Genomic DNA, 21,874 nt, shown 5'->3' on the forward strand with positions numbered 1-21,874 from the left:
GCACTGCTGGCAGGCACATCGTTTCACTGTTCCATTACACGCAACGCTGTATCACGCGCGGCCGGGTTTTTCTCGATTAGCTCTTTCTATAGGATTCGTGATGGGCATAGTGAGCGTTGAACTCGCGAGCCATCTTCGGAAGAACGACATCATGAAAAAGACAATAGCGGTGTACTGGCCTCTCGCACTCGTCCTCGCGCTGGCGGGGCTGGCGTATATGCAGATCTGCGCCGATGGCGCTTCGCGTGCTTCGCAGGCGCCCCTTGCCGCCGAGCAGCTGACCGCGGAACTCGCGCGCGCCGTCTCGTACGGCATGATCGACGACGCAGCGTCACCGCCGGCCAAGCCGTTGCGCGCCGTCACGGTGTTGCCGCTGCCGCAGGCATCCTGAGCCTACGAACGACCGGCCGCATCAAGCGTTGGGCTGCGGGCGAGATTCGGCGCGGCTTTGTATAATCGCGGCACCGCGCGGCAGGCGTCGCCTTTCATCTCGTCAGGCCGTGTGGGCGGCGTGTTGCTTGCCGCGGACTTATCTCGGATTTGTACTACCAGTGCGCTGTGAAGCGTCAGAAGAAGCCCCTGATGAAAACCGTGTCCATCTGCTTTGTGTGCCTCGGGAACATCTGCCGTTCGCCTACCGCGGAAGGCGTGATGCGCCGTCTCGTCGAAGAGGCGAAGCTCGGTGAACGCATCCTGATCGACTCAGCAGGCACAGGCGATTGGCACATCGGCCAGCCGCCGGACGAGCGCGCTCTACACGCGGCGCGCGGCCGGGGCTACGACCTCGCAGCGTTGCGCGGCCGGCAGATCGCCGGGATCGACTTCGACCGCTTCGATCTTCTGATCGCGATGGACGACAAGAACGTGGCCGCGCTGCGCCAGGTGTGCCCGCCGGACCAGCGGGACAAGATTCGTCTGCTAATGGAGTTCGTGCCCGAGACCGACGCTCGATGGGGCGGGTCACGGGAAGTTGTCGATCCCTATTTCGGCGGAGCCGAAGGCTTCGAGCAGGTTCTCGACCAATGCGAAGCAGCGTGCCGCGGCCTTATTGCGGCGCTAGTCCCCAATTGATCGGTTAGCTCCGCTGGTCGCGGCCAAAAAGACGCGCTAACAATTAAGCGAATGACCCAAATCGCGATAGGGATACTTGACTAAATCGCTCATGTATTTATACTTGACAAAACTTGTCGAGAATAGCGGTTCCCCATACATATGAGACTCACCACGAAAGGCCGTTTCGCCGTCACGGCGATGATTGACCTGGCGCTGCGCCAGGAGCAGGGCCCGGTGACGCTTGCGGGTATCAGCCAGCGCCAGCATATCTCCCTGTCGTACCTCGAGCAGCTCTTTGGCAAGCTGCGTCGCCATGAAATCGTCGAGTCCGTGCGCGGACCGGGCGGCGGCTATAACCTTGCCCGCCGTGCTGAAGACGTGACGGTGGCCGACATCATCATCGCGGTGGACGAGCCGCTCGACGCAACTCAATGCGGCGGCAAGGGCTCGTGCGAGGGCACGAAGCAGCACGACGGTCATTGCATGACCCATGAGCTGTGGTCCACGCTGAACCAGAAAATGGTCGAGTACCTGGATTCGGTCTCCCTGAAAGATCTGGTCGATCAGCAGCGTTCGCGCGAAGGCGCGCCGGCCGTCCTGCGCGACAGGCGCAGCGAGGCGCCGGCGGTCGAGCCGGTCCGCGTGGCGCCTAAAGGGCCCAATTCCGTTTTCAACATGGCCGGTTCCTGAGGCGCGGCACGACATCACCGCAGCCCATAGCGAATTCAGAAGCCAGAGCACACGACGTCCCCGGAGCGATAGATGAACAACGACATTCCCCACCTGCCCATTTACATGGACTACAGCGCGACGACCCCGGTCGACCCGCGCGTGGTGGACAAGATGATTCCGTATCTGCGCGAGCAGTTCGGCAACCCCGCATCGCGCAGTCACTCGTATGGCTGGACGGCGGAGCGCGCAGTCGAAGAAGCGCGCGAGAACGTCGCGGCGCTGGTCAACGCCGACCCGCGCGAAATCATCTGGACCTCGGGCGCAACCGAGTCGGACAACCTCGCGATCAAGGGCGCCGCGCACTTCTACAAGAGCAAAGGCAAGCACGTCATCACGGTGAAGACCGAGCACAAGGCCGTGCTCGACACCTGCCGCGAGCTCGAGCGTGAAGGCTTCGAAGTCACGTATCTTGATGTGAAGGACGACGGTTTGATCGACCTGGAGAAGTTCAAGGCGGCGATTCGCCCGGACACGATCCTCGTGTCGATCATGTCGGTGAACAACGAGATCGGCGTGATTCAGGACATCGAGGCGATTGGCGAGATCACCCGTGAAAAAGGCATTATTTTTCACGTGGACGCGGCGCAGGCCACAGGCAAGATCGAGATCGATTTGCAAAAGCTGAAGGTCGACCTCATGTCGTTCTCGGCGCACAAGACTTATGGCCCGAAGGGCATCGGCGCGTTGTACGTGCGCCGCAAGCCGCGTGTGCGTATCGAGGCGCAAATGCACGGCGGCGGTCACGAGCGCGGCATGCGTTCGGGCACGCTGGCGACGCACCAGATCGTCGGCATGGGCGAAGCATTCCGGCTCGCGCGCGAAGAAATGGCAACGGAAAACGAGCGCATTCGCATGCTGCGCGACCGCTTGCTGCGCGGGCTGTCGGAGATCGAAGAAGTGTATGTGAACGGCGACATGGAAAAGCGTGTGCCGCACAACCTGAACATCAGCTTTAATTTCGTCGAAGGCGAATCGCTGATCATGGCGGTGAAGGACGTGGCGGTGTCGTCGGGTTCGGCGTGTACGTCGGCTTCGCTGGAACCGTCGTATGTGCTGCGCGCGCTCGGCCGTAACGACGAACTGGCGCACAGCTCGATCCGCTTCACGGTGGGCCGCTTCACGACCGAGCAGGACGTCGACTACGTGATCAATCTGCTGAAGACGAAAATTTCGAAGCTGCGCGATCTGTCGCCGCTGTGGGAAATGCATCAGGACGGCATCGACATTTCGACCATTCAGTGGGCAGCGCACTGACGCGCCGGCTGGTCGAATTTGATCGCGCTTTTATCCGATTGGCAGATTGAAACGAATTAAGGAGTGTAATCATGGCTTATAGCGACAAGGTTCTGGATCACTACGAAAACCCGCGCAACGTCGGCTCGTTTGCGAAAGACGACGACACGGTCGGCACCGGCATGGTCGGCGCGCCCGCTTGCGGCGACGTGATGAAGCTGCAGATCCGCGTGGGCGCGGACGGCATCATCGAAGACGCGAAGTTCAAGACGTACGGCTGCGGTTCGGCGATCGCATCGAGCTCGCTCGTCACCGAATGGGTCAAGGGCAAGACGCTCGATCAGGCTATGTCGATCAAGAACACGCAGATCGCCGAAGAGCTCGCGTTGCCCCCGGTGAAGATCCACTGCTCGATTCTCGCGGAAGACGCGATCAAGGCAGCGGTCGCCGACTACAAGCAACGTCACGGCGCAGCGGTCGAAGAAAGCGACAAGCAACACGCTTGAAGCTTTGGGTTCGGGAGCGATCGGGTGAAGGGAAGCGGGCGGCGCGGCTACATGCGCCGTCAGGCATGAGCGACATTTGATGCAGGCAGGGCAGCGGTGCGTCGGAACGCACCGCGCAATGAGAAACGCTATGGCAATTACGTTGACCCAGAAGGCAGCACAGCACGTCCAGAAGTATCTGACCCGTCGCGGTAAAGGCGTGGGCCTGCGCGTCGGCGTGCGCACCACCGGCTGCTCCGGCTTGGCTTACAAGCTCGAGTACGTGGACGAACTCGCGCCCGAAGACGAGGTGTTCGAATGCAACGGCGTGAAGATCATTGTCGACCCGAAGAGCCTTGCATATATCGACGGAACCGAACTCGACTTCGCGCGCGAAGGGCTGAACGAAGGCTTCAAGTTCAATAACCCGAATGTGAAAGACGAGTGCGGCTGCGGCGAGTCGTTCCGCGTCTAACTCGAACACTTCCGCGTGCAGCGGACCAAAGGCGGCGCGGGCCGCCTTTTTAGTTTGCTCCGCGGTTTTCGCGTGAGGTGCAGCCCTGTTGAGCCGGCTACGCTCTCGACCTCCGCTCAAATGCGCTTTTCTCGACGGAATTTTTTTGATCCGATGGTCTCGCTGAAAGATAGCCACTTCGACCTGTTTGGTCTCCCTGCGCAATTCGCGCTCGATTCGGACGCGCTCGATCACGCGTATCGCACGGTCCAGGCGCAAGTGCATCCAGACCGCTTCGCGGCAGCCGGCGACGCACAAAAGCGCATCGCGATGCAATGGGCGACGCGCACGAACGAGGCGTATCAAACGCTGCGCGATCCGTTAAAGCGCGCGACGTATCTGCTGCATCTGCGTGGCATCGACGTCGGCGCGCACGACAACACCGCAATGGAGCCGGCGTTTCTGATGCAGCAGATGGAGTGGCGTGAAGGTATTGAAGACGCCGCCGCGGCAAAGAACGTCGACGCGCTCGACGCCTTGCTCACTGAATTGCGCGACGAAGAACGCGTGCGTATCGAGAAGCTCGGCGCGTTGCTCGACAGCGGCGTAAATCAGGCGGCGGGCGAGGCGGTGCGGCAGTTGATGTTTATCGAACGGGTGGCGGCGGAAATCGGCGCGCAGATCGAGCGGCTCGAAAACTAGGCGGCTCGTTTGCAGCGTCGCATCGCAGCGGTGCAAAGCGGCATTGGCATTACATCCAGCAACGCAATTTCAGGACGGAGTCTGACGGCTCCGAGAAGATCCAGATGGCCTTACTGCAAATCTCCGAACCCGGCATGGCGCCGGCGCCTCATCAGCGGCGTCTGGCGGTCGGTATCGACCTCGGCACGACCAACTCCCTCGTCGCCGCCGTGCGCAGCGGCGTGCCCGATGTGCTGCCCGACGAAGACGGCCATGTGCTGCTGCCCTCCGTGGTGCGTTACCTGGAGAAGGGCGGCCGCCGTATCGGCCGCGCGGCCAAGGCCGAGGCGGCGACCGATCCGCGCAACACGATCGTCTCCGTCAAGCGTTTCATGGGACGCGGCAAGGCGGAAGTGGAGGGTGCCGAAAACGCGCCCTACGATTTCATCGACGCGCCCGGCATGGTGCAGATCCGTACCGTCGACGGTGTGAAGAGTCCGGTCGAAGTATCGGCGGAGATTCTCGCGACGCTGCGCCAGCGCGCTGAAGACACGCTTGGCGACGAGCTGGTCGGCGCGGTGATCACGGTGCCCGCTTACTTCGACGAAGCCCAACGCCAGGCGACCAAAGACGCCGCGCGTCTGGCCGGCCTGAACGTGCTGCGCCTGTTGAACGAGCCGACCGCGGCCGCGATTGCCTACGGCCTCGACAACGGCTCGGAAGGCTTGTACGCCGTCTACGATCTCGGCGGCGGCACCTTCGACCTGTCGATTCTGAAGCTTACGAAAGGCGTATTCGAAGTGCTCGCGGCAGGCGGCGACTCGGCGCTCGGCGGCGACGATTTCGACCACGCGCTGTATCGCCATGTGCTGGAGCAGGCCGGCATCGCGCCGAAAACGCTCGCGCCCGAAGACGTGCGGCTGCTGCTCGACAGCGTGCGCACGACCAAGGAGGCGTTGTCGGACGCGGCTGAGGCAACCCTCGCCGTGACGCTTTCCAGCGCCACCAGGATCGATCTGACGATCGAGGAGGCCACTTTCGAGGCCATCACTCAGGCGCTCGTGCAACGCACGCTCGGCCCGACGAAAAAGGCGTTGCGCGACGCCATGGTTACGACCAAAGAGATCAAGGGCGTTGTGCTGGTGGGTGGCGCGACGCGCATGCCGGTGATTCGCCGCGCGGTCGAATCGTTCTTCGGCCAGCCGCCGCTCGTCAATCTCGATCCCGACCAGGTCGTCGCGCTGGGCGCCGCAATCCAGGCCGACCTGCTCGCCGGCAACCGCGGCGCGGACGGCGACGACTGGCTGTTACTCGACGTGATTCCGCTGTCGCTCGGCGTCGAGACAATGGGCGGTCTGACCGAGAAAATCATCCCGCGTAATTCGACGATTCCGGTCGCGCGCGCGCAGGATTTCACCACGTTCAAGGACGGCCAGACGGCGATGGCGATACACGTCGTGCAAGGCGAGCGCGAGCTCGTCAGCGACTGCCGCTCGCTCGCGCGTTTCGAGCTGCGCGGCATTCCGCCGATGGCGGCCGGCGCGGCGCGCATCCGCGTGACCTATCAGGTGGACGCGGACGGCCTGTTGTCCGTGTTTGCACGCGAGCTCGGCTCGGGCGTGGAGGCGTCGGTGGTCGTGAAGCCGTCGTACGGTCTCGCCGACGACGACATCGCCAGAATGCTCGAAGACAGCTTCTCCACCGCTGAAGTCGACATGCGCGCCCGTGCGCTGCGCGAGGCGCAGGTCGAAGCGCGGCGTCTCGTCGAAGCGACCGACGCGGCGCTCGCCGCCGACGCCGAACTGCTCGACGACAGCGAGCGCGCGGAACTCGACGCGCTGCTGACCGCCTTGCGCAATGTCGCGCAGAGCGACGACGTGGACGCGATCGAAGCAGCAACCAAAAAACTCGCCGAAGGCACCGACGAATTCGCAGCCCGCCGCATGAACAAGGGCATTCGCCGCGCGCTGGCCGGCCGCAAGCTCGACGAGATCTGAAGCTCGCGCCGGTTGCATTGACAGCGCCGGCAAGCGGCGGCAAGCATCGGCAAACGGCGGCTCGCCGCAGAAACTGAAGCGCGCCGCGCGGACTTAAAAACTCCGCGTGGCGCCAGTAAAATGGCGCGAACCTGGTAGAGGCCGCGCCTCGGACCCAAACGGAAAATGTATGCCTCAAATCGTTGTGCTGCCTCACGTCGAACTGTGCCCGGAAGGCGCGGTGATCGAAGCCGTGCCCGGCAAGAGCATTTGCGACAACCTGCTCGATAACGGCATCGAAATCGAGCATGCCTGCGAGAAGTCGTGCGCCTGCACGACCTGTCACGTGATCGTGCGTGAGGGTTTCGCCGCCTTGACGCCGTCCGAGGAAGACGAGGACGATCTGCTGGACAAGGCGTGGGGGCTCGAGCCGGCTTCGCGTCTGTCGTGCCAGGCGGTTGTGCCGGCCGAGCAGGACCTGGTCGTCGAAATCCCGCGTTACTCGATCAATCACGCGAAGGAAAATCACTAACAGGAGGACGCAGCCATGAAGTGGACCGATACGCAAGACATCGCGATGGCCCTGACCGACAAGCATCAGGACGTCGATCCGCAGCAAGTGCGCTTCACCGACTTGCACCGCTGGGTCACCGAACTGGAAGGATTCGACGACGATCCGAACCGGTCGAACGAAAAGATCCTCGAGGCGATCCAGGCTGCATGGATCGAAGACGCGGATTACTGAGTTTGCGAGGCGGCTTGCGCTGATGCGGCTGCGGTAAAGAAAAAGGCGATTCCATTGGAGTCGCCTTTTTTATGCACGTCAGATCAGATGCGCAGCGTCAGTCCGCCACGAGCGTGCCGTTCTGCACACGAACGCGCTGTCCTTGCTGGAATGGCGGCGCTTCGTGATACGTGAAGTAGCGCGTCTTGCCGTTTTCCATCCGAACCCGCACCGAATACGACGTCGTGCTGCGGATGTGCTTTTCGACTGAATTGCCGGCAAGGCCGCCGCCGAGCGCGCCGAGCAGTGTCATTGCGGTGCGCCCATTGCCGCTGCCGAACTGATTGCCGACCACGCCGCCCGCCACCGCGCCGCCGACCGCGCCAATGCCGGTCCCATGACCTTCCTGACGCGCTTCGGAAATTGCGACGACCGTGCCGCAACTCGCGCAGTAGGCCGGTTGCGTCGGCTGCTGCTGAGCATACTGCGGCGCGGGCTGTGCCTGTTGCTGTTGCGCGTACTGTTGCTGCGCGGGAGACGGTGCCGGCGCGCGCTGGGGTTGCGGTTCGGCTTGCTGCGGCGCGGGCTGCTGGACGATCTGACCGGAACTCTGCTGCGCCGACGGGTTGGCCGGCGCCGCCGAATCGACCACCGCTGGCTGGCCGCTTTGCGGCAGGACCTGCGCCGCCTGCGTCTGGCCGGTGGGCTCGCCGGTGCTGGACGCCTTGGGGAACATGCCTGTAATTGCCGCCGTCGCGACGAGGCTCGCGATAATGACAGCACCCGCAGCGGTCGCGACGAGCGGATGGAGCCGCCGCTGGGATGTCGACGATGCCGGGTTCTGCGCCACTGGCGTGGCGGGTTGCGTGTTGGGTCGATCCATCTTCGCCTCCGTCTTTGGCAGAGTGACTTGTAATGAGACCAAGTCTCCGTGAAATCGATCCACGGGACGTTTCCAATTGTAACGATTTGCCGGAAACGGCGCTTTCCGGTACGTACGGCGGCGGGGCTTTTACTAATGGTTACATGCACGACTAGCCAACGCAGTGCCTGGCCCCCGCACAACGCACAACGCAAAACGCCCGGCATGAGAGCCGGGCGTTTCCAAAGAAAACAGTGTAATGCTCAGTCTTCGCGACGCAGATGCGGGAACAGAATCACGTCGCGGATGCTCGGGCTGTCAGTGAGCATCATGACCAGACGGTCAATGCCGATACCGCAGCCACCCGCCGGCGGCATGCCGTATTCGAGCGCGCGGATATAGTCGGCGTCGTAGAACATGGCTTCTTCGTCGCCGGCGTCCTTCTGGTCGACCTGCTTCTTGAAGCGCGCCGCCTGGTCTTCCGGATCGTTCAGCTCCGAGAAGCCATTGGCGATTTCGCGGCCGGTAATGAACAGCTCGAATCGCTCGGTGATGCCTTCCACCTTGTCCGATGCGCGCGCGAGCGGCGACACCTCGACCGGATAGTCGATGATGTACGTCGGCTCCCACAGTTGCGACTCGGCGGTCTCTTCGAACAGCGCCAGTTGTAGCGAGCCCACGCCCGCATTCAGGAACTGCGGCTGCGACGCGTCCACGCCGAACTTCTTCAGTTCCGTGCGAAGGAACGCGCTGTCGGCCAACTGCTCGTTCGTGTACTGGGGCGCGTACTTCTGGATAGCCTCAGTGATCGTCAAACGGTGGAACGGCTTGGCCAGATCGAGTTCGCGCCCTTGATACGTGATCGTCGCGGTGCCCAGTGCGTCGATCGCGGCCTGGCGGATCAACTGCTCGGTGAAATCCATCAGCCACTTGTAATCGGTGTAGGCCGCGTAGAACTCGATCATCGTGAATTCCGGGTTGTGGCGCACGGAGACGCCCTCATTGCGGAAGTTACGGTTGATCTCGAACACGCGCTCGAAGCCGCCCACCACCAGCCGCTTCAGATACAGCTCAGGCGCGATGCGCAGGAACATCTGCATGTCGAGCGCGTTGTGGTGCGTGGTGAACGGCTTGGCCGCCGCGCCACCGGGAATGGGGTGGAGCATTGGCGTTTCGACTTCCATGAAGTCGGCGTCGGCCATGAATTTGCGGATCGACGAAATTGCCTTCGTACGCGCGACGAACGTCTTGCGCGTTTCCGGCGTGACGATCAGATCCACGTAGCGCTGGCGATACTTCATCTCCTGGTCCGACAGACCGTGGAACTTGTCCGGCAGCGGACGCAGCGACTTCGACAGCAGGCGCAGTTCGGTACAACGCACGGAGAGCTCGCCCTTGTTGGTGCGAAACAGCACGCCGCGCGCCGCGACGATGTCGCCCATGTCCCACTTCTTGAAGGCGTCGTACGTTTGCTGACCGACGTCGGCCGGCGTGATGAAGAACTGGATCTGCCCCGAGCCGTCGCGCACGGTCGCAAAGCTTGCCTTGCCCATCACGCGCTTGAGCATCATGCGGCCGGCAATCGCTACTTCGAGCGGGTTTGCTTCGAGCGCTTCCTTGTCGGTTTGCTCGAACTGCGATTGCAGATCTTGCGCATGATGCGTGGGACGGAAATCGTTCGGATAGGCGACGCCTTGCTCACGCAACTCGCGCAGCTTCTCGCGGCGCTCGGCGATGATCTTGTTGTCGTCCACCTCGGGCACGACGCTCGGCTGGGCCGCATTCGGCTGGGCCGCATCAGGCTGGGCCGCATCAGGCTGGGCCGCATTAGGCTGGATCGGTTCGTTCATGATGGTTTGGTATTCGTGGTCCGCAATCGGTGGTCCGCAATCGGTGGCCTGCAATCAATCAGCCGCAATCAGCGCCTCATATCGCGGTGGCCGGCTTGCGGACAGCCAGTCGGTGACAGACCTCAGGCGGTAAAAAGATGCGGCGCGGCGCGGCGTTGTGAGCCGTGCCGCGCCGGTCGCACTTAGACGCCTTGTTTCAGGCTCGCGCTGATAAACGGATCGAGATCGCCGTCGAGCACGCTCTTCGTATTGCTGATTTCGACGTTGGTGCGCAGGTCCTTGATACGGCTGTTGTCCAGCACGTACGAGCGGATCTGGTGACCCCAACCCACGTCGGTCTTGCCCGCTTCGAGCTTGTCCTGCTCGGCCTGACGCTTGCGGATTTCCGCTTCGTACAGGCGCGATTTCAGCATGGCCATTGCTTCGGCGCGGTTGCGGTGCTGCGAGCGGTCGTTCTGGCACTGCACGACGATGCCCGACGGCAAGTGCGTGATACGCACCGCGGAGTCGGTCTTGTTGATGTGCTGACCGCCCGCACCGGACGCGCGGTACGTGTCGATACGCAGATCGGCCGGGTTGATGTCCACCTCGATCGAATCGTCGACTTCCGGATACACGAACACCGACGAAAACGACGTATGACGCCCGCCCGACGAGTCGAACGGCGACTTGCGCACGAGGCGGTGCACGCCGGTTTCGGTGCGCAGAAAGCCGTAAGCGTATTCGCCCTCGATCTTGATCGTGGCGTTCTTGATGCCCGCGACGTCGCCGTCGGTCTGCTCCAGCACTTCGGTCTTGAAGCCCTTGCGTTCGCAGTAGCGCAGGTACTGGCGCAGCAGCATGGACGCCCAGTCGCACGCCTCGGTGCCGCCCGCGCCGGCCTGGATATCCAGGAACGCGTTGTTCGGGTCGGCCGGATTCGCGAACATGCGGCGAAATTCCATGTCGGCGACGCGCTGTTCGAGCGCTTGTGCGTCCGTTTCGCAGGCGATCAGCGTTTCGTCGTCGCCTTCTTCACGCGCCATGTCGAACAGGTCTTGCGCGTCGCGCAAGTCGTTGTCGAGCGACGTGAGTTTGCCGACGGTGTCGTCGAGCAGTTTCTTCTCCCGGCCGAGCGCCTGGGCGTGTTTCGAGTCGTTCCAGACGTCCGGGTCTTCGAGTTCCCGGTTGACTTCGATTAGACGCAGTGCTTTGTCGTCGTAGTCAAAGATACCCCCGTAGGTCGGCCGCGCGCGTGCGCAGGTCCGCCAGAGAGGCTTCGATCGCGTTGAGACGTTCCGCTTCCATGTCGATCTTTTATAGCTTCGTAAAAAGGTGAAATTATAGCCGATCGGCGTGCCGCGCCGCAGGCGCATTGGCGATCCGGCGTGTGTTTGGGATTGATTTTGCGGAGATTTTCGACGCCGCGGCAGATTCGCGCAGCGGCGTCGGCGAAGCCGTTAAAGGCGCTCTAGCTCGCCGCGTGCTCGACGATCAGCTGCACGCGCGAGACGCCGTTCCACGTGTCGCTCGCAAGCCGGTAAGCCACCGTGGTGCGCGCGGGCAGCGTGTCGGTGTGATTGAACCAGATCGCGTTGAAGCGCTGGCGGCCGCGCATCAGTTGCAGCTTCAGGTGCTTGTCCTTCACGAGAGCCTGCGACGCGACGTCGAATTCGCCCGAAAACACCGGCGCCGGAAACCCTTGGCCCCAGACGGCGGCGTCGAGCATTTCGACGAATTGCGGCGTGAAGTACGCGTCTTCCAGTTCGCCGTCGGTTTCGACGGTGCGCGAGAGCGCGTCGTCGGTGAGCCACTCGCGGCCGACCGCTTCGAACGCGGCCGTGAAGCGCGGCACGTCGGCGGCGGCGAGCGTCAAGCCCGCCGCCATCGCGTGGCCGCCGAATTTGACGATCATGCCGGGCTCGCGCTTCGAAATCAGATCGAGCGCGTCGCGCAGATGGAAGCCCGCGATCGAGCGCCCCGAGCCTTTGACGAGCTGGCCGCTGTCGTCGGCGAGTGCGAACGTGAACGAAGGCCGGTGAAATTTCTCTTTCAGCCGTCCCGCCACGATGCCGATTACGCCCTGGTGCCAGGCCGGATTGAACAGCGTGATGGTGGCCGCGCCGTCTGGGTCGATCGACGAGAGGTCGTCGAGCGCCTGTTGCTGCATGCCCGCTTCGATTTCGCGGCGCTCGCGGTTCATCGTGTCGAGCTGTTGGGCGAGTTCCCACGCGCGGCCGACGTCGTCGGTCGTCAGGCATTCGATACCGAGCGACATATCCGACAGGCGTCCCGCCGCATTCAGCCGCGGGCCGAGCGCGAAGCCGAGGTCGAAGCCGGACGCGTTGCGGGCGTCGCGCGCGGCGGCGCGAAAGAGGGCGGCGATGCCAGGCTGCATCTTGCCTTTGCGGATGCGTTGCAAACCTTGCGCGACCAGCACGCGGTTGTTGCCGTCGAGTTTCACGACGTCCGCGACGGTGCCGAGCGCGACGAGATCCAGCAGGCCGTCAAGGCGCGGCTCCGGGAAATCGTCGCTGAACGCGCCGCGGCGGCGCAATTCGGCGCGCAACGCGAGCAGCACGTAAAACATCACGCCGACACCCGCGATGCACTTGCTCGGAAACTCGCAGCCCGGCTGGTTCGGATTGACGATCGCGCGGGCAGCGGGCAACTGGTCACCGGGCAGATGGTGATCGGTGACGAGCACGTCGATCCCAAGAGCGTTGGCTGCCTCGACGCCGTCCACGCTCGCGATGCCATTGTCGACCGTAAGCAGCAGGTCGGGCTTTCCCGATGCGTTGCGCGCGGCCAGCGCGACGATCTCGGGCGTGAGGCCGTAGCCGTATTCGAAGCGGTTCGGGACCAGATAGTCGATCTGACCGCCGAACATGCGCAGCCCGCGCACCGCGACCGCGCACGCGGTGGCGCCGTCGCAATCGTAGTCGGCCACGACCAGCATGCGATGCTTTTGCTGGATCGCGTCGGCGAGCAGCGCGGCAGCGTCTTCGCAGCCTTTCAGCGCGGCGGGCGGCACGAGGCGCGCGAGTCCGGTTTCGATTTCATCGGGCAGGCACACGCCGCGCGCCGCATACAGGCGCGCGAGTACCGGATGCAGGCCGTGGCGCACGAGAATTTCGGCGTCGACAGGAGAACAGGCGCGCGTAACGATTCGGGTCATTCTGAAAGGCCGTCTGTATGGTCGTCGGTATGGTCGGTCATGCAATCGATCATTCGATGAAAAGCGAGGCGAGCAGGCGCCGTCGCCAGAATTTGCGCAAATCGCCGCGCGTGATGCTGAGCGTGACGGAGCCGGTGTCGCCGCACAAGGTCAGGCCGAGCTCGGCAAGTGCACCGGATTGCAGCGCTTCGAGCGCCGGTTCGAACCAGTCGCCTTGCAGCGCCGCGAAGGCCGCGTTCCAGCGCGCCCAGTCCTGTTCGATGTACGGCGCGGAGAACGGGTCGAGTTCCACGAGTGTGGTGTTTCGCGCGTGCGCCGCGGTGTGCCGCTCATCGTTCGCGGCATCGCTCGAACGGGTTGTGGTTTCGCCGCCTACGTTGGCACCGCGGCGCTCTGCCAGCGACGACAGCGCCGCGAACGAAGCGGGCGGCGCGCCGACTGGCACGCCGGCTGTAAGTGCAAGGCCGCGCGTCGCGGCGGCGTCTGAAAAAACGCGCGAGAACGGGCTGCGCACAGGCCGCGCCGCGCCTTGCGCGTGAAACCAGATGGAGTTGACGGCGGGCAGGCCGCGCGCCTCGCGCGCTTCGTTCACGGGGTGCTCGAACCAGGCCATCTGCACTTCGTTCTGCAGCTTCATCCATGCACGCGAACGCTCGCCGGAATGCGCTTCGTGCGGCAACCAGATTTCGATGTTGCGGCCGCTCGCGCGCAACGGCGATGCACCGGCCAGCGTGCCGAAGCCGTCGCCCGACAGGTACCAGCGCGCGGGCTTCGGCGCCTCGATGCGCACGCCGAGTTCTTCGATCAGAGGCCGGGCCACCGCGAGCAGCGCGCTCGCTTCGTCATCGGACAGATCGAGCGACGCCGGGTCGATCAGCACCAGATGGTCATGCGCGATGCGCACGTGCACCGGCTGCACGCAGGCCCACGTGGCGTCGCCGGGCTCTCCGCCGTCGGCGCGCAGCATGTAGGGCGCGAGCGGGGCTTCGTCGGCTGCTGCCGCGCCGCTTGCGCCACTGCCGCTCGGCGCGCCTGGCGCGCCCGCCACGCCTGTCGAGGTGGCCGAGGTGGCCGCGGTGGCCGATAGCGCGCCGAACTGACGCGCGATCCACCGTTCGTGCGGCAGCGTGCGCTGGAAATCCTCGCCGATTACGCGCTCAACGAGCGTCGCACGCGCGACCAGTCGGTCGAGGGCGGGGCTGCGGATGTCGTGTAGGGCGGTGGAGGCCTCGGCCGCGGCGGGCAGCGCGAAAGGAAGCAGAAGATGGAGGCGGTCGGCGTGCATGATGCTGCGCATTGTAGGGCAAAGCGCGCTGCGGTTTCGATAGGCACGGCCGGTTGGCGCGGGTCGGCAATGGGTCGCCGCCTTCGCGGCAGTTCCGCCGGGCAGTCCGCGCAGCGGTCCCCCAGCAGTCTCCCCAGCGGTCCCGCTAGCCGTCCCGTCGGCAGTCCGTTTATGCGGCGGCGCGGCATTGTATGGCAAACTTCGCGCTTGGTTGACGGTGGCGGCATCGGCAATGCGGGGCGGGTTTGCGCCGCAACGTCGGACCGGAACCATCCGGATTGCCGCGACACCAATGATCAGGACACTCGGGCCGCATTCGCGACGCGAAGGCAGGCGCAACGGCAGGCATATGGCCGACGCATCGCCGGACACATCGCCAGATGCAAGACACCGCACGGGGCTCGGGTAGCCGAAGAACGCAGAAAAGGACTCGCTTGAAATTTCCCTACGAATGGCAGATCGGCTGGCGCTACACCCGCGCCGGCAAACGCACGACCGGCAACGGCTTTATCTCCTTCATCGCGCTGGTTTCGATGTCGGGCATCGCGCTCGGCGTGGCCGCGCTGATCGTGGTGCTGTCGGTAATGAACGGCTTCCAGAAAGAAGTGCGCGACCGCATGCTGTCGGTGCTCGCGCACGTCGAAATCTTTTCGCCGACCGGGTCGATGCCTAACTGGCAACTCACGGCCCAGGAAGCGCGTCAGAACAAGGAAGTGATCGGCGCCGCGCCTTATGTGGAAGCGCAGGCGCTGCTCACGCGCCAGGACGCAGTCAGCGGCGTCGCGTTGCGCGGCGTGGAGCCTACGCTCGAGCCGCAGGTGTCCGACATCGGCAAGGAGATGAAAGGCGGCAAGCTCACCGATCTCGTGCCCGGCGACTTCGGCATCGTGCTGGGCGCGGACCTCGCGACCAATCTCGGCGTGGCCGTCAACGACAAGATCACGCTGGTCGCGCCCGAAGGCACCATTACGCCGGCCGGCATGCTGCCGCGCCTGAAGCAGTTCACGGTGGTGGGCATCTTCGAGTCGGGGCATTACGAGTACGACAGCACGCTAGCGCTGATCAATATCAAGGACGCTCAGGCGCTGTTCCGGCTGCCCGCGCCGACCGGCGTGCGGCTGCGTCTGACCGACATGCAGCGCGCGCCGGAAGTCGCGCATCAGCTTGCGCGCAGTCTGTCTGGCGACCTGTATATCCGCGACTGGACGCAGCAGAACAAGACCTGGTTCTCGGCGGTGCAGATCGAAAAACGCATGATGTTCATCATTCTCACGCTGATCATCGCGGTCGCGGCGTTCAATCTCGTGTCGTCCCTCGTGATGACGGTGACCAACAAGCAGGCCGACATCGCGATTCTGCGCACGCTCGGCGCGCAGCCCGGTTCGATCATGAAGATTTTCGTCGTGCAGGGCGTGACGATCGGCTTTATCGGCACGGCAACCGGCGTTGCGCTGGGCTGCCTGATCGCGTGGAGCATTCCATGGCTCGTGCCGATGATCGAGCATATGATCGGCGTGCAGTTCTTGCCGCCGTCGGTGTATTTCATCAGCGAGCTGCCGTCCGAACTGATTCCCGCCGACGTCGCGCGAATCGGCATCATCGCGTTCCTGATGTCGGCGGTGGCGACGCTTTACCCAAGCTGGCGCGGTGCCAAAGTTCGTCCGGCGGAGGCGCTGCGCTATGAATGACCGTTCAGCAACTCTACCCATGGCCGCTCAGGAACTGACGCCGCATCCCTACGTGCTGGAAGCGACCGGCATTTCGAAGTCGTTCGTGCAGGGCGGTCTGAATGTGCAGGTGCTCAACAACGCCGAACTGAGCGTGCGGCGCGGCGAGAAACTCGCGATTGTCGGCGCGTCCGGTTCCGGCAAGAGCACGCTGCTGCATGTGCTCGGCGGCTTGGACGATCCAAGCGCCGGCCACGTCTCGGTGATGGGCAAGCCGTTCACGAAGCTCTCCGAACGCGAACGCAACGACTTGCGCAATCGCGCGCTCGGTTTCGTGTACCAATTCCATCATCTGCTGCCGGAGTTTTCCGCACTCGATAACGTCGCAATGCCGTTGCGGATCCGCCGCATGACGACCGAAGCGTCGCGCCGCGAAGCGCTCGCGGTGCTGGAGCGCGTCGGCATGGCGCATCGCGCGAAACATCGGCCGGGCGAGCTATCGGGCGGCGAGCGTCAGCGTGTGGCGATTGCGCGGGCGCTGGTCACGAAGCCGGCATGCGTGCTCGCCGACGAACCCACCGGCAATCTTGACGGCGGCACTGCGGACACGGTCTTCAATCTGATGCTCGAACTGTCCCGAACGCTCGAAACGAGTTTCGTGATCGTCACTCACGACCCCGAACTGGCCGGGCGGTGCGACCGCATCATGCGGCTGCGCGAAGGGATTTTGCATGAGGAGCCGCCGGTTCCGGTGTGACGGCGGCGAAGCGGCATAGACCTTGAAATGGCTCGGCGTGGCCGCGTGGTTAGCCGCGCTGCAAATGTCGATGCCGGCCGCTTGAGCCGTTTGAGCCGCTCAATCCGCTCAATCCGCTTTGTCAGCGAGGCAACTCATGTGGATCGATACGCACTGCCATCTCGACGCTTCCGAATTCGACGCCGACCGCGAGCACGTCGCGGCCGCGGCGAAGAGCGCGGGTGTGGGGCGTATCGTCATTCCCGCCATCGGCCGGCAGAACTTCGCGGCCGTGCGCGAGCTGGCGCACCGCTTCGACGGCGGCGCATATGCTCTCGGCATTCATCCGCTCTTCACGCCATCCGCGCAGGAACACGACCTTGAACTGCTGCGCGCGGAAATCGAGGCGAGCCTCGACGACCCGCGTTTCGTCGGCATCGGCGAGATCGGTCTGGATTATTTCGTCGACGGCCTCGACGACGCCCGCCAGCAATTCTTCTACAACGGTCAACTTCAGATCGCGCGCGAATTCGATCTGCCGGTGATCTGCCATGTGCGTAAATCGCAGGATCAGGTCATCAAAGGCTTGCGCCGGCATCAGATTCACCGCGGCATCGCGCATGCATTCAATGGCAGCTTCCAGCAGGCGCAGGCGTATATCGACCAGGGCATGCATCTCGGCTTCGGCGGCAATCTGACGTTCGAGCGCGCGCGGCAGATTCGCCGGCTTGCAGAGCAGTTGCCGTTCGACGCGCTCGTGGTCGAGACCGACGCGCCGGACATTGCGCCTTCGTGGATTTACAAGCAGCGCAACTCGCCCGAGCAGATTCCAGCCATCGGCGCGGGCCTCGCGCAATTGCGCGGCATGGCGGTGGACGAAGCCGCCCTAGGCACAACGGCTAACGCGCTCGCCGCGCTGCCGCGTCTCGCGCTTTCCTCTGCATAATCGGTTTCGTTGATTTTCGAGTGGTTCGCGCCGGGCGAGACCCACGTCCGGCGGCATGCTTGCGCGTTGCGCCGTGCGTTGCTTCGTCTCGTCCGCGTACAGCCGGTGCGGGGCGGAGGGCGGATGCGTGCATGGTGGTGTGGATTTGCGTTGGGCGTCGTCTGGCTCCAGCGGCAGGCGGCGTTGCCCGGTTGGGGCGGCTGGTGCGCGGTGGTGTCGTTGGGCTGCGCCGCGTCGGCTGTCGCAGTGTGGGCCTTGCGTGGGCGTGCTCACATTGCAGATCACGAGCACAGGGCGTCTTCCAGCTGGCCGTTTCGACGGTTGCGCTCATTCGCCGGCTGGGGTGCGCTCTCATGCGCGGCATGCTGCGTCGGCTTCGGCTATGCGGCGTGGCGTGCCGAAGCACGGCTTGCGGCGAGCCTGCCGGTTGCGTGGGAAGGCCGCGACATCGAGGTGACCGGCTACATCAAAGGTTTGCCCACGCGCGACGATAAGGGCGTTCGCTTTCTTTTCGATGTGGAGTCGGCCGACGCGCTCGCCGTTGAGTCGGCACCACGCGAGCCGGTGAGGTTTCCGCACGTCGTCCAGTTGACATGGATCGCCGACGAAGCACCGCCGCCGCCGCTCGAGCCCGGCGAACGGTGGCGTCTGCGCGTGCGTCTGAAACGGCCGCATGGCAATGCGAACTTTGGCGTGCGTGACGCGGAAGCCGCGTTGCTTGCGCGGAACGTGCGGGCCACCGGATATGTGAGCGCGGCGGCGCAGGCGGTGCGGTTGCGTCCGGAAGCGCGCGGCGTCGGCGTGACGGTGGACCGCTGGCGCGCGGCGCTGCGTGCGCGGATCGACGCGGTGCTCGCGGACGCGCCGCATCGCGGCATCGTCGTCGCGCTGGCGATCGGCGCACAGGACGAAGTGAGCGCCGCCGACTGGCAATTGATGCGCGCCACGGGCACGAGTCATCTGGTGGCGATCTCGGGATTGCATATCGGCTTTGCCGCGGGGCTCGCGGCCTGGCTTTGCGGAGCGTGGTGGCGACGCTCGGGTTTGATCGGCCGCAACTGGCCGCTGCACGTTCCCGCGCAATTCGTCGCGGTAACTGGCGGCGCGATCTTCGCCGCGTTGCATGCTGCGTTGGCCGGCTTCAACGTACCCGCGCAGCGCGCGCTGTGGATGGCCGGCGTCGTTGCGCTCGCCTACCTGAGCGGGCGCAATGTACCGCGCTCGGCCGTGCTCGCGTCGGCGCTCGGGCTCGTGTTGCTGATCGATCCGTGGGCGGTTGTTTCGGCGGGATTCTGGTTGTCGTTCTGCGCGGTGGCGGCGATTCTTTTCGCCACGTCGGGGCGGCCTCGGGTGCAGAACCACGAACAGCGCACGCACGAGACGGACGAACAGGGCGGCGCGCCCGGCCAATTGTCACGCCTGCGTGCCGCTGCCGTGAACCGCATTCGCGCTTTCGGTGAACGGCTGCACGGCGCCGCGCATGTTCAGTTTGCTGTCACCGTCGCGCTCGCGCCGTTGACCATCTACTGGTTCGCGCAGATACCATTGGTCGGGCCGCTCGCGAACTCGTTTGCGATTCCGTGGGTAAGCCTGCTCGTCACGCCGTCGGTGCTGGCAGGCGTCGTGTTGCCCGCGCCGCTTGATGCCTACGCGTTTCGTACGGCGCACGCGCTGCTCGATGTCATGGTTGGCAGATTGCAGTGGCTGTCCGGGCCGAGGTGGGCGCTGTGGTGGTTGCCGCAGCCGGACGGATGGGCGCTCGCCGCCGCCGCGACCGGCGTGCTTTGGTGTCTCGCGCCGCGCGGCTGGCCGCTGCGCTGGGCGGCGCCGCTCGCGTGGTTGCCGTTGCTCGCGCCAGCGCCGTCCGGGCCGCCCCACGGCAGCTTCCGGCTGACCGCGCTGGACGTTGGGCAAGGCACGTCGGTGCTGGTCGAGACGGCGCATCATGTGCTGCTGTTCGATACGGGGCCGGGCCCGGAGTCCACATACGCGGGCGAGCGAGTCGTCGTGCCGTATCTTCAGGCGCACGGCGTCAACGTCCTGGATACGCTGATTGTCAGCCACGCAGATTCCGATCACTCGGGCGGCGCGCCGGCCGTGCTGGATGCAATCGAAGTCCGTCAGATGGTCGCCGCTCTCGCGCCGGCCAATGCGCTATGGGCGAATGCGCGGCAACGGGGCGCGCAGACGCTGCCCTGTGCTGCGGGACAGCGCTGGCAGTGGGACGGTGTCGAATTCTCGATGCTCTGGCCTGACGCCGGGCCGCTACAAGGCAAACCGAACGCGCATTGCTGCGTGCTGCGCGTGAGCACGTTGCCGGGAGTAGTTGCGAAGTCAGGTGAGGGGAGTGGGGAGGGCGTGGGATTGGAGGGTATGGCGGGTGGCGTAGCGGATGGTGGAGCGATCAGCGCAGTGGAGCGTGCGCTGGAGGGGAGATCGCAAAACACGGCGGATCCGTCGGCCAGCGCGCCGGACGAGCAGGCGCAAGCCACAAGCCTTGCAGCGCTGCTGACCGCCGACATCGAGGCGCCAACTGAACGCGTGCTGTTGTCGCGCGATCGCGAGATGCTGCGTGCTCAGGTGCTGGTGGTCCCACACCATGGGAGCAAGACGTCGTCGACTGAGCCGTTCCTCGATTCTATCGACCCGCTCGTCGCGCTATTTCAGGTAGGCTATCGCAACCGGTTTCATCATCCCAGTGCGGGCGTGCTGGCGCGTTACTCGGCGCGGCATATTGAACTTGGACGCAGCGATGCGGATGGCGCAGTGCGCGTTCTCATCGACCCGGATTTCGCCGGGCGACGAGGCGCGCATGCGAGCGATGCGGCGGTGACGGTCGAGCGTTATCGCGACACTCATCGGCGTTACTGGATGGATCGATGAACGGATCGCCGGCTGCGGCTGCGCAGAATGGATGGGTCACAAAAGAAGTACGGAAAGCAACGAACAAAACACCACAGCAAAGCAGCCATGGAGCAGGTGGGAAAGCGGAGCCTCTCAACGGGAACCGCATTGCAAACGTCACGACGGAGCACCGGGACAACACCAAGCAGCACCAAGCAGCACCAAGCAGCACCAAGCAGCACCACACCGCAACACTCAGCACCGCGAGACACCGCCAGGCTTCACCCGCCGCGAATAAACAGAACGGAGATAGCCGCAGTTGAAAAACATCATTCACTTCTCGCACGCGAACGGTTTTCCCGCGTCGACTTACCGGACGATTTTTGCGGAACTCTCCGACGACTATGAAGTGCGCCACATCGAACGAATCGGGCACGATCCGCGCTACCCGGTGACGCAGGACTGGCCGCATCTCGTCGAGCAGTTGCTCGACGACATCGAGCGCAGCTACGAGCAGCCGGTGTGGCTCGTGGGACATTCGCTCGGGGGCTATCTGTCGCTGATGGCCGCGCTGAAGAAACCGCAGTGGGTGAGGGGCGTCGTGATGCTCGACTCTCCGGTGGTGGCAGGCTGGCGCAGCAGCATTTTGCGCGTGTCGCAATGGACCGGGCTCGACGAGCGGCTTTCGCCCGCAGCCGCCACGCGCACACGCCGCACTCACTGGGGCAGTCGCGACGAGGCATGGCGCCATTTCCATTCGAAGCCCGCGTTCGCACGCTGGGACGAGCGCATGCTGTCCGACTACATCGAGTTCGGCATTCCGCAGGTTTCGCACGACGGCTCGCGCAGCCTCGCGTTCGATCGCCGCATCGAATATCAGATCTACCGGACCTTGCCGCATACGCTCGGCGCGCGGCTCGCGCGCGGCGCGCCGGTGCCGGTCGGATTCATCGCCGGCACGCGGTCCAGGGAAATCCGTCAGGTCGGCTTGCGCGCCACGCGCCGTGCTACCGGCGGCCACGTGGAATGGATCGAGGGCAGCCACCTCTTTCCAATGGAAAAGCCGATCGAAACCGCGCGTGCCGTGCAGCGGATGTTGCGCGAACTGGAGCAGCGCGGCTGACGCTGCGCGCGCCGGTCACTGGTGGTTTGCGTGGGGCGCATGCGTGCCGGGGCCGCTCGCATTTTG

20 protein-coding genes are annotated in these 21,874 nt (G+C 64.4%); 15 read left to right on the plus strand and 5 right to left on the minus strand.

Translation table 11 applies throughout. The features are described 5' to 3' along the window. Positions 1–151 precede the first annotated feature (151 nt). The 10 genes from JMY24_RS03820 (at position 152) to iscX (ending at position 7,359) form a co-directional block, all read left to right on the plus strand. Positions 152–391 (plus strand): hypothetical protein, encoded by a 240-nt coding sequence (locus JMY24_RS03820; RefSeq protein ID WP_128595408.1) that lies wholly within the window; start codon positions 152–154, stop codon positions 389–391. 191 nt (positions 392–582) lie between these two features. After that, on the plus strand, positions 583–1,071 hold the full coding sequence (locus tag JMY24_RS03825; protein ID WP_128595407.1) for a low molecular weight protein-tyrosine-phosphatase: 489 nt from the start codon (positions 583–585) through the stop codon (positions 1,069–1,071). 141 nt (positions 1,072–1,212) lie between these two features. After that, entirely contained in the window at positions 1,213–1,743 is a 531-nt protein-coding gene (iscR, locus tag JMY24_RS03830; RefSeq protein ID WP_006051269.1) for a Fe-S cluster assembly transcriptional regulator IscR, read from the plus strand. Positions 1,744–1,815: 72 nt separating this feature from the next. Further along, positions 1,816–3,039, plus strand: a complete 1,224-nt coding sequence (locus JMY24_RS03835; protein ID WP_128591887.1) for an IscS subfamily cysteine desulfurase — start codon at positions 1,816–1,818, stop codon at positions 3,037–3,039. Positions 3,040–3,110: 71 nt separating this feature from the next. Further along, positions 3,111–3,524, plus strand: coding sequence for a Fe-S cluster assembly scaffold IscU (gene iscU, locus JMY24_RS03840; RefSeq protein WP_020065505.1), 414 nt, complete (start codon positions 3,111–3,113; stop codon positions 3,522–3,524). 130 nt (positions 3,525–3,654) lie between these two features. Then, positions 3,655–3,978, plus strand: a complete 324-nt coding sequence (gene iscA / locus JMY24_RS03845) for an iron-sulfur cluster assembly protein IscA (protein ID WP_102630760.1) — start codon at positions 3,655–3,657, stop codon at positions 3,976–3,978. A 153-nt stretch (positions 3,979–4,131) separates the two neighbouring features. Then, entirely contained in the window at positions 4,132–4,659 is a 528-nt protein-coding gene (hscB, locus tag JMY24_RS03850) for a Fe-S protein assembly co-chaperone HscB (RefSeq protein ID WP_128595406.1), read from the plus strand. Positions 4,660–4,763: 104 nt separating this feature from the next. Further along, positions 4,764–6,635: a Fe-S protein assembly chaperone HscA gene (hscA, locus tag JMY24_RS03855; protein WP_201701410.1), complete on the plus strand. Its 1,872-nt coding sequence runs from the start codon at positions 4,764–4,766 to the stop codon at positions 6,633–6,635. Positions 6,636–6,804: 169 nt separating this feature from the next. Next, a complete protein-coding gene (gene fdx / locus JMY24_RS03860; protein WP_128592140.1) occupies positions 6,805–7,146 on the plus strand; it encodes an ISC system 2Fe-2S type ferredoxin in 342 nt (113 codons plus the stop codon). 15 nt (positions 7,147–7,161) lie between these two features. Continuing rightward, positions 7,162–7,359, plus strand: a complete 198-nt coding sequence (gene iscX / locus JMY24_RS03865; RefSeq protein WP_013588918.1) for a Fe-S cluster assembly protein IscX — start codon at positions 7,162–7,164, stop codon at positions 7,357–7,359. A gap of 97 nt (positions 7,360–7,456) precedes the next feature. Here the strand turns inward: iscX and JMY24_RS03870 are convergent, their stop codons facing one another. The 5 genes from JMY24_RS03870 to JMY24_RS03890 form a co-directional block, all read right to left on the minus strand. Next, positions 7,457–8,221: a glycine zipper 2TM domain-containing protein gene (locus JMY24_RS03870; RefSeq protein ID WP_201701411.1), complete on the minus strand. Its 765-nt coding sequence runs from the start codon at positions 8,219–8,221 to the stop codon at positions 7,457–7,459. A gap of 242 nt (positions 8,222–8,463) precedes the next feature. Continuing rightward, positions 8,464–10,050: a lysine--tRNA ligase gene (lysS, locus tag JMY24_RS03875; RefSeq protein ID WP_236597310.1), complete on the minus strand. Its 1,587-nt coding sequence runs from the start codon at positions 10,048–10,050 to the stop codon at positions 8,464–8,466. Between the two features lie 182 nt (positions 10,051–10,232). Continuing rightward, positions 10,233–11,337 (minus strand): peptide chain release factor 2 gene (prfB, locus tag JMY24_RS03880; RefSeq protein ID WP_128595404.1). Its coding sequence is split into 2 segments (ribosomal slippage): positions 10,233–11,255 and positions 11,257–11,337, totalling 1,104 coding nucleotides; the frame shifts between segments, so codons are not numbered across the junction. A gap of 163 nt (positions 11,338–11,500) precedes the next feature. Then, positions 11,501–13,207 carry a single-stranded-DNA-specific exonuclease RecJ gene (gene recJ / locus JMY24_RS03885; RefSeq protein WP_201701412.1) on the minus strand — a complete coding sequence of 569 codons (1,707 nt, stop codon included), beginning with the start codon at positions 13,205–13,207 and terminating at the stop codon, positions 11,501–11,503. Between the two features lie 49 nt (positions 13,208–13,256). Next, a complete protein-coding gene (locus tag JMY24_RS03890) occupies positions 13,257–14,504 on the minus strand; it encodes a regulator (protein WP_201701413.1) in 1,248 nt (415 codons plus the stop codon). A 422-nt stretch (positions 14,505–14,926) separates the two neighbouring features. Here JMY24_RS03890 and JMY24_RS03895 point away from each other — a divergent pair, with 422 nt between their 5' ends. The 5 genes from JMY24_RS03895 to JMY24_RS03915 all read left to right on the plus strand — a co-directional run bounded on the left by JMY24_RS03895 (position 14,927) and on the right by JMY24_RS03915 (position 21,808). Next, on the plus strand, positions 14,927–16,180 hold the full coding sequence (locus JMY24_RS03895; RefSeq protein WP_128592115.1) for a lipoprotein-releasing ABC transporter permease subunit: 1,254 nt from the start codon (positions 14,927–14,929) through the stop codon (positions 16,178–16,180). After that, entirely contained in the window at positions 16,173–16,916 is a 744-nt protein-coding gene (gene lolD, locus JMY24_RS03900; RefSeq protein WP_193414918.1) for a lipoprotein-releasing ABC transporter ATP-binding protein LolD, read from the plus strand. The genes JMY24_RS03895 and lolD overlap by 8 nt, the downstream gene beginning before the upstream one ends. 136 nt (positions 16,917–17,052) lie before the next feature. Next, positions 17,053–17,841 carry a TatD family hydrolase gene (locus JMY24_RS03905; RefSeq protein ID WP_128595403.1) on the plus strand — a complete coding sequence of 263 codons (789 nt, stop codon included), beginning with the start codon at positions 17,053–17,055 and terminating at the stop codon, positions 17,839–17,841. 123 nt (positions 17,842–17,964) lie between these two features. After that, a complete protein-coding gene (locus JMY24_RS03910) occupies positions 17,965–20,724 on the plus strand; it encodes a DNA internalization-related competence protein ComEC/Rec2 (protein ID WP_201701414.1) in 2,760 nt (919 codons plus the stop codon). Between the two features lie 280 nt (positions 20,725–21,004). Continuing rightward, positions 21,005–21,808 (plus strand): alpha/beta fold hydrolase, encoded by an 804-nt coding sequence (locus JMY24_RS03915; protein WP_201701415.1) that lies wholly within the window; start codon positions 21,005–21,007, stop codon positions 21,806–21,808. Positions 21,809–21,874 lie beyond the last annotated feature (66 nt).

It is taken from the genome of Paraburkholderia kirstenboschensis, assembly GCF_904848585.1.
In the GTDB taxonomy this organism is placed as follows: Bacteria; Pseudomonadota; Gammaproteobacteria; order Burkholderiales; family Burkholderiaceae; genus Paraburkholderia; species Paraburkholderia kirstenboschensis.

Excerpts from the sequence above, each read along its gene's own strand:
- hscA (WP_201701410.1), top strand. The coding sequence starts at position 4,764 with ATGGCCTTACTGCAAATCTCCGAACCCGGCATGGCGCCGGCGCCTCAT.
- lolD (WP_193414918.1), top strand. The coding sequence starts at position 16,173 with ATGAATGACCGTTCAGCAACTCTACCCATGGCCGCTCAGGAACTGACG.
- JMY24_RS03820 (WP_128595408.1), top strand. The coding sequence starts at position 152 with ATGAAAAAGACAATAGCGGTGTACTGGCCTCTCGCACTCGTCCTCGCG.
- JMY24_RS03890 (WP_201701413.1), bottom strand. The coding sequence starts at position 14,504 with ATGCGCAGCATCATGCACGCCGACCGCCTCCATCTTCTGCTTCCTTTC.
- iscU (WP_020065505.1), top strand. The coding sequence starts at position 3,111 with ATGGCTTATAGCGACAAGGTTCTGGATCACTACGAAAACCCGCGCAAC.
- recJ (WP_201701412.1), bottom strand. The coding sequence starts at position 13,207 with ATGACCCGAATCGTTACGCGCGCCTGTTCTCCTGTCGACGCCGAAATT.
- fdx (WP_128592140.1), top strand. The coding sequence starts at position 6,805 with ATGCCTCAAATCGTTGTGCTGCCTCACGTCGAACTGTGCCCGGAAGGC.
- JMY24_RS03825 (WP_128595407.1), top strand. The coding sequence starts at position 583 with ATGAAAACCGTGTCCATCTGCTTTGTGTGCCTCGGGAACATCTGCCGT.
- JMY24_RS03905 (WP_128595403.1), top strand. The coding sequence starts at position 17,053 with ATGTGGATCGATACGCACTGCCATCTCGACGCTTCCGAATTCGACGCC.
- iscA (WP_102630760.1), top strand. The coding sequence starts at position 3,655 with ATGGCAATTACGTTGACCCAGAAGGCAGCACAGCACGTCCAGAAGTAT.
- iscR (WP_006051269.1), top strand. The coding sequence starts at position 1,213 with ATGAGACTCACCACGAAAGGCCGTTTCGCCGTCACGGCGATGATTGAC.
- JMY24_RS03870 (WP_201701411.1), bottom strand. The coding sequence starts at position 8,221 with ATGGATCGACCCAACACGCAACCCGCCACGCCAGTGGCGCAGAACCCG.
- lysS (WP_236597310.1), bottom strand. The coding sequence starts at position 10,050 with ATGAACGAACCGATCCAGCCTAATGCGGCCCAGCCTGATGCGGCCCAG.
- JMY24_RS03910 (WP_201701414.1), top strand. The coding sequence starts at position 17,965 with ATGCGTGCATGGTGGTGTGGATTTGCGTTGGGCGTCGTCTGGCTCCAG.
- hscB (WP_128595406.1), top strand. The coding sequence starts at position 4,132 with ATGGTCTCGCTGAAAGATAGCCACTTCGACCTGTTTGGTCTCCCTGCG.
- JMY24_RS03835 (WP_128591887.1), top strand. The coding sequence starts at position 1,816 with ATGAACAACGACATTCCCCACCTGCCCATTTACATGGACTACAGCGCG.
- iscX (WP_013588918.1), top strand. The coding sequence starts at position 7,162 with ATGAAGTGGACCGATACGCAAGACATCGCGATGGCCCTGACCGACAAG.